The sequence below is a fragment of the Bacillus sp. hwrm1 genome, from assembly GCF_040207805.1.
Classification (GTDB): domain Bacteria; phylum Bacillota; class Bacilli; order Bacillales; family Bacillaceae; genus Bacillus; species Bacillus velezensis.
Genome location: NZ_CP157943.1, coordinates 287,745 through 302,940 on the forward strand (window position 1 = coordinate 287,745; position 15,196 = coordinate 302,940).

General features: G+C 44.8%; 16 protein-coding genes. All 16 read left to right on the top strand.

Going from position 1 to position 15,196, the window contains the following annotated elements; genetic code table 11:
- The first annotated feature begins 212 nt into the window (after positions 1–212).
- Complete coding sequence (locus ABK447_RS01495) at positions 213–983, top strand: glycosyltransferase family 2 protein (RefSeq protein WP_094031377.1); 771 nt, start codon at positions 213–215, stop codon at positions 981–983.
- A 4-nt stretch (positions 984–987) separates the two neighbouring features.
- A complete protein-coding gene (locus ABK447_RS01500; RefSeq protein WP_094031376.1) occupies positions 988–2,412 on the top strand; it encodes a CDP-glycerol glycerophosphotransferase family protein in 1,425 nt (474 codons plus the stop codon).
- A 22-nt stretch (positions 2,413–2,434) separates the two neighbouring features.
- Positions 2,435–3,604 carry a DegT/DnrJ/EryC1/StrS aminotransferase family protein gene (locus tag ABK447_RS01505; RefSeq protein ID WP_012118727.1) on the top strand — a complete coding sequence of 390 codons (1,170 nt, stop codon included), beginning with the start codon at positions 2,435–2,437 and terminating at the stop codon, positions 3,602–3,604.
- Entirely contained in the window at positions 3,605–4,468 is an 864-nt protein-coding gene (locus ABK447_RS01510) for a GNAT family N-acetyltransferase (RefSeq protein WP_032868197.1), read from the top strand.
- Entirely contained in the window at positions 4,468–5,589 is a 1,122-nt protein-coding gene (locus ABK447_RS01515) for an N-acetylneuraminate synthase family protein (protein WP_012118725.1), read from the top strand. Before ABK447_RS01510 ends, ABK447_RS01515 begins: the two co-directional genes overlap by 1 nt.
- Complete coding sequence (locus ABK447_RS01520) at positions 5,582–6,322, top strand: cytidylyltransferase domain-containing protein (protein ID WP_179946979.1); 741 nt, start codon at positions 5,582–5,584, stop codon at positions 6,320–6,322. Before ABK447_RS01515 ends, ABK447_RS01520 begins: the two co-directional genes overlap by 8 nt.
- Before the next feature lies 1 nt (position 6,323).
- Positions 6,324–7,328, top strand: coding sequence for a PseG/SpsG family protein (locus ABK447_RS01525; RefSeq protein ID WP_094031374.1), 1,005 nt, complete (start codon positions 6,324–6,326; stop codon positions 7,326–7,328).
- Between the two features lie 27 nt (positions 7,329–7,355).
- A complete protein-coding gene (locus ABK447_RS01530; protein ID WP_012118722.1) occupies positions 7,356–8,093 on the top strand; it encodes a sugar phosphate nucleotidyltransferase in 738 nt (245 codons plus the stop codon).
- Between the two features lie 2 nt (positions 8,094–8,095).
- On the top strand, positions 8,096–9,043 hold the full coding sequence (gene rfbB / locus ABK447_RS01535; protein WP_007407684.1) for a dTDP-glucose 4,6-dehydratase: 948 nt from the start codon (positions 8,096–8,098) through the stop codon (positions 9,041–9,043).
- A 20-nt stretch (positions 9,044–9,063) separates the two neighbouring features.
- Entirely contained in the window at positions 9,064–9,912 is an 849-nt protein-coding gene (gene rfbD, locus ABK447_RS01540) for a dTDP-4-dehydrorhamnose reductase (RefSeq protein WP_015418465.1), read from the top strand.
- Positions 9,909–10,364: a dTDP-4-dehydrorhamnose 3,5-epimerase family protein gene (locus ABK447_RS01545; protein WP_003150986.1), complete on the top strand. Its 456-nt coding sequence runs from the start codon at positions 9,909–9,911 to the stop codon at positions 10,362–10,364. Before rfbD ends, ABK447_RS01545 begins: the two co-directional genes overlap by 4 nt.
- Before the next feature lie 348 nt (positions 10,365–10,712).
- Positions 10,713–11,639 carry an ABC transporter ATP-binding protein gene (locus ABK447_RS01550; protein ID WP_076424918.1) on the top strand — a complete coding sequence of 309 codons (927 nt, stop codon included), beginning with the start codon at positions 10,713–10,715 and terminating at the stop codon, positions 11,637–11,639.
- 64 nt (positions 11,640–11,703) lie between these two features.
- Positions 11,704–12,408 carry an ABC transporter permease gene (locus ABK447_RS01555; RefSeq protein WP_025285445.1) on the top strand — a complete coding sequence of 235 codons (705 nt, stop codon included), beginning with the start codon at positions 11,704–11,706 and terminating at the stop codon, positions 12,406–12,408.
- A gap of 20 nt (positions 12,409–12,428) precedes the next feature.
- Positions 12,429–13,295 (top strand): DUF4097 family beta strand repeat-containing protein, encoded by an 867-nt coding sequence (locus tag ABK447_RS01560; RefSeq protein WP_094031373.1) that lies wholly within the window; start codon positions 12,429–12,431, stop codon positions 13,293–13,295.
- Positions 13,296–13,486: 191 nt separating this feature from the next.
- Positions 13,487–14,185 carry a response regulator transcription factor gene (locus ABK447_RS01565; protein ID WP_012118715.1) on the top strand — a complete coding sequence of 233 codons (699 nt, stop codon included), beginning with the start codon at positions 13,487–13,489 and terminating at the stop codon, positions 14,183–14,185.
- 1 nt (position 14,186) lies between these two features.
- Complete coding sequence (locus ABK447_RS01570) at positions 14,187–15,122, top strand: sensor histidine kinase KdpD (RefSeq protein WP_076424692.1); 936 nt, start codon at positions 14,187–14,189, stop codon at positions 15,120–15,122.
- The last annotated feature ends 74 nt before the right edge of the window (positions 15,123–15,196 follow it).

Genomic DNA, 15,196 nt, shown 5'->3' on the forward strand with positions numbered 1-15,196 from the left:
GCGGCTGCTGTTTTTATCTATTCCACCATATGAGCCCAAAGAAAGATTTATGCGAAAAAAGAAAATACGCTCCAATGAGTCCGGGCATCAGAGCCGGCTTTTTTTGTGCGCGCAATGCTGACTTTTCACATAATAGTCTGTATTCCTAGCGCATCTTCCGCATAAGGAACATATGATAGCGGTAGTTTCAGGTGCGAAAAGGGGGTGACGAGTTGCCTAAAGTGTCAGTGATCATGACGAGCTATAACAAAAGTGACTATGTGGCCCGCTCTATTAAAAGTATTCTGTCTCAGACGTTTACGGACTTTGAGCTGTTCATTATGGATGACAACTCAAATGAAGCGACATTGGCGGAAATACGTCCTTTTCTCACGGATGACCGCATCCGGTTTTATCAAAGCGATGTATCGGGCATCAAAGAAAGAACGGAAAAAACACGCTACGCCGCCTTGATTAATCAGGCAATAGAAATGGCGGAGGGCGAGTACGTGACGTATGCGACCGACGACAACACGTATGTGCCGGAACGGCTTGAGAAAATGGTGAAAGAGCTTGATGAAGACCCGGAAAAAGCCGTCGTGTATTCAAGTTCCAAAACCTATCATTTGAATCAGCGGAAAGAGACGGTGAAGGAGACGGCCAGGCCCGCCGAACGGATCGTGTGGAACGCGCCGTGCGCCATTGACCATTGTTCGGTCATGCACCGGTTTTCCGTGCTGGAACAGGTCAAATCGGCATTCGGTTCCTATTGGGATGAAAGCCCGGCGTTTTACCGGATCGGTGACGCCCGTTTCTTCTGGAGAGTGAATCATTTTTATCCGTTTTACCCGATTTCTGAGGAGCTTGATATCAATTATATTACCGATCAATCCATCCATTATCAGCTTTTCGCGGCGGAGAAAAACGAGTTTGTGAACAGCCTTCCGCAGCAGACCACGTGCCGGGAGCTGAGGGAATCATTAAAAAAGCTTGGAAAGGGGTGAGGGCTTGTCGGCATACTTAGCGAACTATTGGGTGCTGTACCGGCAGTATATTGACCTTTTTCAGTCACTTCGCTACAAAGACATCCCGCTCGCATTGATCAGTAATTTTTATCAATATATCAGTCCGGCGCTTCGGGAGAGCATGGAGCAGAACCCAGAGCTTTTCGGTCCGGCTGATCAGCATATTCCTGAAGCCGGTATACAGCCATATTATGATCAAAAAAGGCAAAACATTAAGAAAACAGATGAGAAACCGGTAAACGGAAAAGTCATTCTGCATTTCGATCATCTTCGGTTCACCGAGGGAAACTACCGGCAGTTTGACCCGGCAAAAACAGCGGTACTGGCCAGATGGAGTCTGCCTGACCATTACGGGCTGCCCGTTATCTGCAAATTGGAGCTGACGGGAATGGGGCAAAAAGGGAACCCCGTCCCTTATATTGAAAAAGCCCATTCCATTTTGAAAGAGCTTCACAGCCATCCCGCTTTCGGAAACAGAGAATTTCAGGAACGTTTGTATAAAGACATTCCATTATTTATTGAAGCGATTGACGCCATTGATATTTTGTTTACGGCCGAAAAGATTTCCGCCGTTGTAGTCGGCACGACGGAGGATATTTACAGCCGTGTGCTGGCGCTGATGTCCGCGAAAAAAAACGCCGTCAGCATCTGTCTTCAGCACGGAGCGCTCATGGGAGATGAAGCGTTTCTGCCCGTGTTTACGGACTATCAGGCCGTATTCGGGGCTTATGAAGCGGAGTGGTATAAAGCAAAAGGCTGCAGGGATGAACAAATCATCATCACGGGGCATCCCCGTTTCGACGAGATTTTCTCAAGAGAGCCGATAGATCAGGACACGTTTTACCGCAAACTTTCTTTTCTCCCGTCACAGCGGACGGTGCTGATCGCCACGCAGCCGTTTTCTGATGAATTTTATACGGGCGTGCTTGAAGAGCTTGCCGGCCAAAAGAACATGCAGCTCATTATTAAACCGCATCCATGGGAAATCGGCAAAAACAAGCTGGATGCTTACAATCAGGTGCTGCGGAAATATAAAGCAGGCAAAATCATCAAAAAAGAGATGGAGCTGTATGATATTCTCCCGTATGTTGACGCTGCGGTGACACAGACATCAACGGTCGGTCTTGAAGCGATGCTGTTTCAAAAGCCCGTGCTGATCGGAAAATCAGCGGGAACCCGCAGATACCCTTATTATCACTCACTTGGAGAATTTGCCTTTGAGGACCCGCAGGCACTTGCTCAGGAATTGATCCGGATATGCGAAAGCCCCGCAGGATATCAAAAAGCGGAACAGGCGCGCCGTGCTTTTGTCGCCGCGAACTACCCGGTTCAGGATTCGCTTGCCGCTTTATGCCAAGTGCTTCAGGAAAAAACCGGAGTCAGCTTTAGACGGGTTGACCCTTCATAAAAAAGATAGGAGCGCAAAGAAAATGGTGCAAAAAAGATCAGCTTTTCTTCCCTATTCATTGCCCATGATCGGGAAGGACGAAATTCAGGAGGTTATTGATACGCTTGAATCGGGCTGGCTTTCAAAGGGACCGAAAGTAGAGGCGTTTGAAAAAGCTTTTGCCGCCTGGACGGGGGCAAAGCACGCGATCGCGCTGAACTCATGTACCGCCGCTTTGTTTTTGGCCCTGAAGGCGAAAGGGATCGGTCCCGGCGACGAGGTCATCACGTCTGCCGTGACGTTCAGTTCAACAGCCAATACAATCGTGCACACAGGCGCCGTTCCGGTGTTTGTTGACATCGATCCGCTTACGCTGAATGCAGACCCTGAAAAAATTGAGGCGGCCGTCACCCCGCGGACAAAAGCGATTGTACCCGTTCATTTCGCCGGCCAGTCGTGTGATATGGATCAGATTCTGGCCATTGCCGAAAAGCATCAGTTATTTGTCTTAGAGGATGCCGCACATGCCGTGTATACCACTTACAAACAGAAAATGATCGGATCAATCGGCGATGCGACGGCATTCAGCTTCTACGCGACAAAAAACCTGGCAACCGGTGAAGGCGGCATGCTGACGACGGACGATGACGGGCTTGCCGATCAGATCAGGGTGCTCAGCCTTCACGGCATGAGCAAAGGCGCGTGGAACCGCTATTCTTCAAACGGAAGCTGGTACTACGAGGTCGAAACGCCCGGCTATAAAATGAATATGTTTGATCTTCAGGCAGCGCTTGGGCTTCATCAGCTGAAACGGATTGACAGCATGCAGCAAAGAAGAGCCGACATTGCGAGCCGCTACCAGGACGCCTTCAGACACATGAAAGGGCTGACCATCCCGCATGTCAGTGATGACGGGCGGCATGCATGGCATCTGTATGTTCTTCAAATAGAGGAGCAGGAGGCCGGGGTCAGCCGGAACGATCTGATTTCCGCTTTAAAAGACCAATATAATATCGGCACAAGTGTTCATTTTATTCCGGTTCCGTTCCATCCGTATTATCAAAAAACGTACGGGTATAAGGAAACTGACTTTCCGGCCGCGGCCGCGTATTATCACCGCACCGTGTCACTCCCTCTTTATCCGTCAATGACAGATGACGACGTTGAATACGTCATTGCAGCCGTTACGGATATCGTCAAAGGGGCTGATTAGGTGTACAGACTGAGGGAAAATCTTGCGCAGGACATGATTCATACCTTCCTGCATCAGAAGGGCATCCAGCCGGAAGCCTATGAATCGTCGCTCTGTTTATTGGAAGAAAACAGCCTTCAAGGCGTGATTTTATATGAAAACTCTTCGTGGGAAAGTCAATTGTTCCGAAAAAATATCATCAATGTGAAGCTTGCAGCCGCAAACAGCGCCGGACAGCTCAAAAGGCTGTTTCAGGAATTTTACGCGGCAAGGCGGGCGGCAGGCACTGATTTTATATTTATTAAAATACCGGCTGAAGATATCGGCGCGATGCAGGTCGTTCAGCAGCTTCCGAACGCTTATTTTGTAGGGAGTCTGCTCAAGCTCGTCAGTCCGGTGCGTGTATATAACAGCACGCCGCCGTTTGAGATTACAGAAGCCGGACCCGGCGACACGGAAGCGATCAGCCGGCTGGCCCGCGACGCATTTACAAAAAGCAGGTATTACCAAGACCCCCATCTCAGCTATGAAAGTGCAAACCGCCTGTTTGAAGAGTGGGCGCGGAATAATGCGGAAGGCAGAGCTTCGTTACAATTCGCCGCCACATATAAGGGAGAGACTGTGGGCTTTGTTCAGGGGCTGTCTAAAGGCGATGAATTCGTCCTTGATCTGATGGCGGTAAAGCCGGGATTTGAAGGAAAGGGAGCGGGATTCCATTTAGCGGCGCACGTGATTGAACAATCATTGCGCTTTCAGCATAAGACTGTATCAGCGGGAACGCAGCTCCACAATGTAAGAGCCATCCGCCTGTATGAAAGAATGGGATTTAAAGCGGATGCGTCCTATTACTACTATCATGTGTGGCCCGGGAAGGAGGCGGACTGATGGCATCATGCCAAATCGGAACGAAGTCAATCGGCGAAGGTTCGCCCGTATTCATCATCGCCGAAGCCGGAATTAATCATGACGGAAAACTGAGCCAGGCGTTTGAATTGATAGATGCGGCCAGTGAGGCCGGCGCGGACGCGGTCAAGTTCCAAATGTTTCAGGCTGACAAAATGTATCAGAAAGACCCCGGCTTGTACAAAACCGCTGCGGGAAAAAACGTCTCTATTTTTTCTTTGGTGCAATCAATGGAAATGCCCGCCGAGTGGATCGAACCGCTGCTTGAATATTGTAAGAAAAAAGGCGTGCTGTTTTTAAGCACGGTATGTGACGAAGGCTCTGCCGACTTACTGTATGCGACTTCCCCTTCAGCCTTTAAAATCGCCTCCTACGAGCTGAACCATCTGCCGTTATTGAAATATGTCGCGGGGCTGAAGACACCGATTATTTTTTCCACCGCTGGCGCTGATATTTCAGATATTCAGGAGGCTTATCAAACCATTACCGGCGAGGGGAACACAGAAATTGCGATCATGCATTGTGTGGCGAAATATCCCGCGCCGCCTGAATACAGCAATCTGAGCGTCATTCCCATGCTTGCCGCCGCATTCCCGGATGCTGTGATCGGTTTCTCCGATCACAGCGCCCATCCGTATGATGTGCCGTGCGCGGCTGTCAGGCTCGGAGCGAAACTGATTGAAAAGCATTTTACGATCGATAAAAACCTGCCCGGTGCTGATCACTCCTTCGCCCTCAATCCGGATGAATTAAAAGAAATGGTTGCGGCGATCCGCTCAGTTGAAGCGGAGCTGCGGCAGGGGCATCACGCTCCGGTGCCGGAAGTGCTGTCGGGAAGTTCCCATAAAACGACGACACCGATTGAAGGGGATATCAGAAGGTTCGCTTACAGAGGCATTTTTTCAACAGCGCCGATTCAAAAAGGCGAATGTTTTACGGCGGAAAACCTTGCCGTCCTTCGTCCCGGCCAAAAACCGCAGGGGCTCCACCCGAGATATTTTGAGCTTTTAACTGACGGCGCGCGTGCGGTCAGGGATATCCCCGCCGACACGGGCATCACTTGGGATGACCTTTTGACGAAAGGCAGCCCATATGATGACTGACATTTTGTTTATCATTCAGGCGCGGATGGGAAGCGGGCGTCTTCCCGGTAAAGTGCTGAAACCGATCGGCGGGTATACGATCCTCGATATGATTGTCAAAAGGGTTCGGCAAAGCGCGTATTATGATCAATCGCGGGATAATCTGATCGTCGCCTCGTCTGACAGCAAGACCGACGACATTCTGTCTGCGCACTGCATCAGCAAGAACTACCGTGTGCACCGCGGCAGCGAGCAGCGCGTGCTTGACCGGTTTGCACAAGTCATCGAACAAGTTAAACCGGACATCGCAGTCAGACTGACGGGGGATAACCCGTTTGTCGACCCTTCGCTGCTTGATTTTCTGATTCAATCGCATTTAGATCAGCACGCAGACTACACGTATATTTGCGGTACACCGCTCGGCATCGGCGGCGAGGCGGTAAACGCGCGACTTTTAACGGAGATCAATGCCGACAAAACGCTGGCGGACAAATACCAGGAGCATGTCACGCTTTTAATAAGAGAATCTCCTGAGAAGTACCGGCTTCTCTTTCCTGAGCCTCCGCAGGAACTCCGGGCTCCTCACTTGCGGATGACCGTCGATACCGAAGAGGACTACAGGCTGGCCCGCGAGCTGTACGTAAAAGCGGGCTCGCGTCCTGATATTCCGGCAAAAGAATTGATCCATCTGCTGAATCGTGATCCGGAGCTCAGGGCCATTAATCAAATGATCCGGCAAAAAGAGGCTGATTAGCATGCGGATTTTGATTTTCGCGGACGGGGGCCGTGACATCGGCATGGGGCACGCGGTGCGGATGAAGCTGCTTGCCGGTGCCATTAAGAACAATTGCTCAATAACGTTTTACGCAAATAAAGAGGCTTCTTCTTATCTGTCATCTGATCAATGGGAAGTGATCATCAAGCCTGACAAGGGACAGAAGGAATTTATTGTCCGGGAAATAAACAGGCAGGCTCCTGACCTTCTCATATTCGATCTGCTCGATATGCCGTGTGACTGGTTAGAGGAAGTCAAAAAGCATTCATCGGCACGCATCGTCTTATTTGAAGAAAAACGGGAACATGTCATTCATTTATGCGATGCCGTTATAAACGGCATTTACGGCGGGCTGAAAAGCCGGACGGTTCAAATGGGCAGCGCCGCTGTGTATGAAGGCCCGGAATATATGATTCTTCATCCGGGTTTTGAAAAAGCCAAACAGCTCTATCAGCTGAGAAAAGAATGCCGGACCATATTGGTTTCATTAGGAGGAAGCGACCCGAAGAAGCTTGTCTTTAAAGTGATGGAAGCATGCCGCCGCATCCCCGACATTCATCGAAAACGAGTGATCATCGTCATGGGCGGCGCCACGGCTCATGCTGATGACGTGCGCGCGCATCTTACACAAATGCCTTATGCCGAGATGGTAAGGCAGACAAATGACATGGCCGCGCTTCTCACGAGGGCTGATATGGCCGTCGTGTCCGGCGGGATCACTTTATATGAAACCATTTGTACAGGTGTGCCCTGCATCGTACTTTCTCAAGTGGAGCATCAAACTGAGACGGCGGAAAAATTCGCCGCACGGGGGGCCGCCGTTCATCTCGGCCTTGGTGAATGCATATCACCGGACGTTCTCGCTCGGCATATGTCTGACATGGCCGCTGATTATCCGATGCGGACCGGACTTCATCAAAACGGAAAGCCGCTGGTTGACGGCAGGGGCATCAAACGGGCGGCGGCGATTCTTTATGATTTGTGATAAAACCACACGTAAGGAAGTGTTCATGTGAAAGGTGTTATCTTAGCCGGAGGCACCGGCTCACGCCTTATGCCGCTGACAAAAGCGGTCAATAAGCATTTACTCCCTGTCGGTCCATATCCGATGATTTACTGGTCGGTCATGAAGCTGGAAGAAGCGGGGATTACAGATATCTTGCTGATTACGCAAAAAGAATATATTCCGCAATTTCATAAACTTCTCGAAACCGGAGAAGAGCTCGGCGTCTCAATCACATATCAGGTTCAGCCCGCCGCATCCGGCATATCCGACGGTTTATCATACGCAAAGCGGTTTACCGGGCGCGATCCGTTCGTTCTGCTTTTGGGAGATAATATTTTTGAAGATTCATTAAAACCTTATACGGAGCGTTTCGCAAAGCAGGGAAAAGGAGCGAAAGTGCTGTTGAAAGAAGTGGACGATCCGGAGCGCTTCGGCATCGCCGAGATTGATGAGAAAAACAAACGGATCAAGTCGATCATTGAAAAGCCGGAGCAGCCGCCGACCAGACTATGCGTCACAGGGATCTACATGTACGACGCAGAAGTGTTTTCCTATATTGAACAAATTTCCCCTTCAAAACGCGGCGAACTGGAAATTACGGATGTCAATAATTTATACATTGAACACAGTGAGCTGACGTATGATGTGTTAACGGGCTGGTGGGTGGATGCGGGTACGCATGAATCGCTCTACCTCGCCGGAAGCCTGGCGCATCAGGCATTACAGAAAGGACAGGAGCATTAATCATGCCAAAATCATATTTAATTACAGGGGGCGCCGGATTTATCGGCCTTACCTTTACAAAGATGATGCTGAAAGAAACGGACGCGCAGATTACCGTCCTGGATAATCTCACGTATGCAAGCAGGCCGCTTGAAATAGAAGCCTTGAAAAAGAACGGCCGTTTCCGTTTTATCAAAGGTGACATTTCTGAAAAAGAGGACATTGACAAAGTCTTTTCCCAAATGTATGACGCTGTCATTCATTTTGCGGCTGAATCCCATGTGGACAGAAGCATAAATCAGGCAGAGCCGTTTATCACAACAAATGTGATGGGCACATACCGACTGGCGGACGCGGTGTTACAGGGAAAAGCCGGCAGGCTGATTCACATTTCCACAGATGAGGTGTACGGAGATTTGGCGCCGGATGATCCCGCTTTTACAGAGACGACGCCGCTTTCTCCGAACAATCCGTATTCGGCCAGCAAGGCAAGCTCAGACCTGCTCGTCATGTCTTATGTGAGAACCCATAAGCTTCCTGCCATCATTACAAGGTGCAGCAACAATTACGGGCCGTACCAGCATCACGAGAAAATGATTCCGACCATTATCAGGCATGCCGTAAACGGCACGCCGGTTCCGCTGTACGGCGACGGGATGCAGATCAGAGACTGGCTGTTTGCCGAAGATCATTGCCGCGCCATTAAGCTCGTGCTGGAAAAAGGAACACTCGGTGACATTTACAATATCGGCGGAGGAAATGAACGGACGAATAAAGAGCTTGCGTCATTTATCATGAAGGAGCTCGGTGTCGAGGAACGGTTTGCTCATGTCGAAGACAGAAAAGGGCATGACCGCCGTTACGCCATCAATGCTTCAAAGCTGAAAAATGAGCTGGGATGGCGGCAGGACGTCACATTTGAAGAAGGAATGAGAAGAACCATTCGCTGGTATACAGACAGCCAAGACTAATCGGAAAGAAGGGGATCCGATTGACGAAGGTATTAGTAACCGGAGCGGCCGGCCAGCTGGGGCGGGAGTTATGCCGTCAGCTGAAGCGGGAAGGGTATGAAGTGATCGCCTTGACAAAAGCGATGATGAACATATCCGACCAGCGTTCGGTGCGGCACTCGTTCAGCCATTACAAGCCGGATATCGTCGTCAATACGGCGGCATACACCTCCGTTGACAAATGTGAAACGGAGCTCGACAAAGCGTATTTAATAAACGGAATCGGCGCTTATTATGCCGCGCTTGAGGCTGAAAACACCGGCGCGAAATTCATTCACATCAGCACCGATTACGTCTTCAGCGGCAAAGGAACACGGCCATACCAGACCGATGATCCCGCAGATCCGGGCACGATTTATGGAAAAAGCAAAAAACTCGGCGAAGAACTGATCCGGTTAACGGGAAAAAACCACACCATTATCAGAACATCGTGGGTGTACGGCAGCGGCGGGCACAACTTTGTCAATACGATGCTGAAACTTGCGGATACACATGATCAGGTGCGTGTCGTTAACGATCAAGTCGGAGCGCCGACGTACACAAAAGATTTAGCCGAAACAGTGATCGGTCTGTTTGACAGGCCGCCGGGCTTATACCATGCCGCAAACAGCGGAGTGTGCAGCTGGTATGAATTTGCCAAGGCTATTTTTGAAGAAAGCGGCAGAACCGCCGCCGTGCTGCCCGTCACGACGGAGGAATACGGAAATGAGACGCCGCGCCCCGCTTACTCGGTGTTGAGTCTTGAGTCGATTGAACGGCAGGGGCTCGGGATGAGGCATTGGCGGGAAGCGCTGCATGATTATTTACAAAGGGAGGGACAGTGCAAGTGATCGAAGGCGTAAAAATCAAAAAGCTGATCAAACACAGCGATGACCGGGGTTTTTTCTCAGAACTCGTCCGTGACGATGAACATCTCTTAGAGCGTTTCGGGCAGGCTTCCTGGTCCAAAAGCTATCCCGGCGTCATTAAAGCATTTCACTATCATGAGAAACAGGATGACCTATGGTTTTTTCCGACGGGCCACGCCCAGGTCGTGCTGCATGACCTTCGCGAAGAGTCGGCAACCAAGGGAGAAACGGATGTCTACTACATGGGAGAAGACAATCCGATGCTCCTTCTCATTCCCAAAGGCGTCGCACACGGGTACAGAGTGCTGGGTGAAACCCCGCTGACCATTATTTATTTCACGACAATGTCCTACAATCCGGATCAGCCTGACGAAAAAAGAATTCCGTGGAATGATGACACCATCGGATTTGACTGGCAGACGGCTCACCGATAGCGCACAAGACGAAGACAGCGGATGTCTTCGTTTTTGTGTTTTTATTGACTTTGATATGAGTGGAGCCAGTGAATAAGATACGACCGCCCACTATATCATGATTGCTGGCCTGAAGAGCAATTTCATCAAAAATGTCTTGGAAGATGGCGGTCAGTTAGGGACCTGAAATTTAAGAGATCCTCCCTTTCTTCTCCTACGGACATCATGCATCCTAAAAAAATAAAAAATGATTTATAGAATGGGGATAGGATTTAATTAGAAAAATCTTAAGAAAAAAGTAATATTTGCTTAAGAGAAAAGAGAACTTTCCTTTATATAGTAGGAGTATATATGGAAAGGGGAAAGCGAATGACATACATCTTAAAAACGAGTCAGCTTACAAAAACATTTAAAGGAAAAGAAGTTGTTTCCGGGGTTAATATGCACGTGAAAAAAGGGGAGATTTATGGATTCTTGGGTCCCAATGGTGCAGGTAAAACAACCATTATGAAAATGATTACAAATTTAATCAAGCCAACAAGTGGGGAAATAGAAATTTTCGGTGAGAAATTAACAGATACGTCATTTGAAGTTTTAAAAAGAATGGGCACCATTATTGAATATCCCATTTTCTATGACAACCTCACTGCTAAAGAAAATTTAGATTTCCATTGTGAATATATGGGCTATTACGATAAAAAACCCATTGACCACGCCATCGAGCTTGTAAAGTTACATAATATTGATAATAAAAAAGTGAAAGAGTTTTCTTTAGGAATGAAACAAAGGTTAGGAATAGCCAGAGCTATTTCTACAAGACCAGAACTTCTCATTTTAGACGAGCCGATTAATGGCCTGGATCCAATAGGTATAAAAGAGTTGAGGGATCTCTTTAAATTACTTTGCAGAGAATATGGAATTACATTATTAGTCTCCAGTCACATTTTAGCCGAAATGGAACAAATGTCAGATACTGTTGGTATCATACAGAATGGCAAGTTAATAAAAGAAGTTTCTATGAAGAGTATAAACGGAAAACAAACAGAGTATATAGAGGTAAAAGTCCAAAATATAAAAAAAGCGTTATATATTTTAGAGCAAAATCTGGGGATAAGAAATTTTAAAATGATTGATCAACAATTAATTCGTATCTATGAAACAGCAGTTACACAACAAGAAATCTCTAAAGCACTTATTCTGAATGACATTGGTATAGAAAGTATAAATAAAAAACACAGTTCTTTAGAAGAATACTTCTTAAATTCTATGAATGGGGAGGGAATACACATTAGATAGATTGCCCGTCTGTGTTATGCACCTATTTGCATTGTCTTAAATTCTTCTGCTGGAGGCTATTAGCATGTTAAAACTTATGAAATTAGAGTACAAAAAACATCACTTATCACAGTATTTTAAATGGGTGGCACTTTGGATATTCATCATCTTTGCCTTAGCGGCTTTTATGGGATGGGAATCTAAAAATGAAAATGAACTTATGTTTCGTGATTATGCAGATTTTATATCTCTAACTAATATTTTAATTAGAATTGTGTTTATTAGTTTTTCTGCTGTGATTTTATCCCGTTTAGTTATTGATGAATATAAAAATAAAACAATACAATTGCTGTTTACTTATCCTTTACAAAGAAAAAAATTAATGCAAGCTAAACTATCTATTGTCTTCCTATTCTGCTTTGTAAGTATTGTTATTGCTACGTTTGTTATTAACTTGTTAATTCTCTTCGTGAGTCCGCACTTATATTTATTCGAGAAGCCTGTTGAAATGAGTGAAGTTATTTCCGCTATGCCATCGACTCTTCTCACCGCTTTTATGATGGGAGGAGTGAGTCTGATTCCTTTATTTTTCGGCATGAGAAAAAAATCAACTTCTGCTACAATCACTTGGGCTGTCATAATCGGGGTCCTTATCAATGCAACAGTTTCCGACGGAGGAGAAACAGTCAGTTTAAGCCAATTTATTATCATTCCAATTATACTTTGTTTATTTGGTTTTTTAGTGGGTTATCTTTCTTACCGTAAGGTGGATCAGAAAGATTTATTGTAGATAAAAGGAGAAATTCTACAATGAAGAAAATTATAGCATCTTGTGCAGTGTTAATCGTAATCGGCGGAATTGTTTTAAGCCTTTATAAGACAGATACAAAAAACTTTAAAAAGAACGTGTCCTACAATGTTGAAAAAATTGATACTTTAAAAGTATATACTGACTCATGGGATGTGAAGTTTAAAAAGAGTAATTCAAATAAGGCAACAATATCTGCTGAGGGGAAGAAGAAAGATAAGGCTCCAGTTACATTTCAAGAAAATGGGAGGGGTTTGGTCGTTACTCAAAAAGAACAAAAGAATGGCGGCTTTTTGGATGGATTTACTTTTGGGAAGCAGGGCGGCACAATCTATATTAATGTTCCCGAGTCAGGTATGAACAATATTGAAATAACCAATAAAGATGGGACTATACATTTAAGTGAAATTTCAGCTGAAAATATTGTCGTTGAAAATCATTCCGGTGAGGAAAAAATCAATAATGTTTCGGCTGATAATGGAAAATTTGCATCCAGGGATGGATCGTTAAGTATGGAAAATAGTTCTTTTGAGGAATTAAATATAACATCAGCAAGCGGCGATACCGAGATGAAGGAAATAGATAGTTCCAATGTAAAGATTACCTCTAAAGATGGGACGGTTTCAATCAAGGACATAACAGAGGGAAAATCTTTATCAGTAAATACGAAATCAGGAGATATAGGTGTATCTTATAAAAAAGCGCCAACTTCACTTGCTGTTTTTGCTCAGAGTAATTCTGATGTAACGTTTGATCTAGATGGGCTTAATAAGAGCCATGATGGCGTAAAACTGAAAAAAGGTGAAATTGGCGCGGGAAGTAATAAAGTAAGTCTATCTAGTGAAGATGGTTCGATAAAGGTGAGATAAAAAGAGAAAAACACAAGACAACAATTCCCCCTATTGAAGAATGGTTGTCTTATTTGTTTGTATTTAAAATGTTTTGGAATATTTATCTCCTTTTGTATAAAAAATAATTATAATGAGATTAATTATCTGTATAATGATTGAAATAAACAGTGAATTAAGAATATCAGTTTTATATTTAAGGAGCGGAAAGCTTGGGTTACAAAATATTAATTGTAGAAGACGACCAATTCATAAGCGATATGGTAAGCGAAAGCTTAACGAAAGAAGGGTTTGAAGTAACAGCAGCTTTTAATGGTGAAGAAGCTTTAGACATATTGAACACCCAAAAGTTTGAGGTTATATTGTTGGATTTAATGCTTCCGAAGATAGATGGGATGGAATGTTTAAGAATGATTCGTTCCAAAAGTATGGTTCCCGTTCTTATCATGTCTGCAAAAGATGAAGATGTAGATAAGGCACTTGGTCTCGGCCTCGGGGCTGATGATTATATTTCTAAACCTTTTTCTATGCTGGAGGTAATAGCCAGAATTAAAGCAACCATTAGAAGAGAAAGACACTATAAGAGCTCCCTGTCTTCAAAGGAAGAAAAAATCATTAAAATAGGTGATTTAAGTGTTGACCTGCATGGCTTTTCTGTTAAAAAATTCAATGAAAAGATTAATCTCACGGCAAAAGAATTTAATATTTTAAAACTCTTTATTTCTAATCCTTCACAAGTATATACTAAGTCTCAACTTTATAAATCCGTATGGGAAGATGAGTATCATGGAGATGAGAATGTAATTAATGTTCATATTAGACGGCTTAGAGAGAAAATTGAGGACGATCCATCTCATCCAATGTACATAAAAACTTTGTGGGGAATCGGTTATAAGTTGGGAGATTTTTAAATTGTTTTATATGTTGGTTATTTTATTCATATGCTCTGCAGCAGTAAATATATTTCTTTTCCGAAGCCGATTAAATCTAAGGACTGAGATTAAATATATAAGAAATAAACTTCGAAAAGTTGTTAATGAAGAGACAGGCGAAAGATTATTGCTTAACACGGAAGATAAATATATAAAATCCTTGTTAATTCAAATAAACCGTCTTTTAGACCATAATCAAAAGATCAAAGGGAACTGCAATAGTATTGAACTGTCCATGCGAAAAATGTTATCAAATATTTCACACGATTTAAAGACGCCTTTAACAGTTATACTAGGTTATATTGAAATTATAAATAACGATAAAAGTCTGACTTCGGAAAAGGTTATGAGTTTACTAAAAACAGTTAATTTAAAAACGGTCGAGGTATTAGCGTTAATAAACCGTTTTTTTGAACTTGTAAAATTAGAGTCAGGAGATAAAAAATTAAATTCTTCACGAATTGACATATGTGAAGTCAGCCGAAAAATAATTTTGGATTACTACGAAATTTTAATTAGCAAAGAATTTGAAGTAGTGATTGATATACCCGATGATTCTGTCTTTGTTAGCGGAGATGAAGATGCAATTGAGAGGGTTCTGAATAATTTAATTACGAATGCAATTCAATATGGTTCCGATGGTAAGATGGTGGGTTTAAAGATCAGAATAACTGATAATGATGTTTTTGTAGAAATATCAGATAAAGGAAAAGGAATAAAAGAAATGCATAAAGACCGTGTCTTTGAACGAATGTACACATTGGAGGACTCGAGAAATACCAATTATCAGGGAAGCGGATTGGGGCTGACGATTACTAAGAGATTAGTAGAGCAAATGGGAGGAGGTATATCTCTAAATAGTGTCCCCTTCAAAGAAACAACGTTTTCTGTACGTTTAAGACGTATTAAATTTTAATAAAAGCAGTAAGGTTTCTTCTGTATACGTCTTCAAATCCCCTTTCTCTTTAATCTGAGAGGCTGACAACAGTC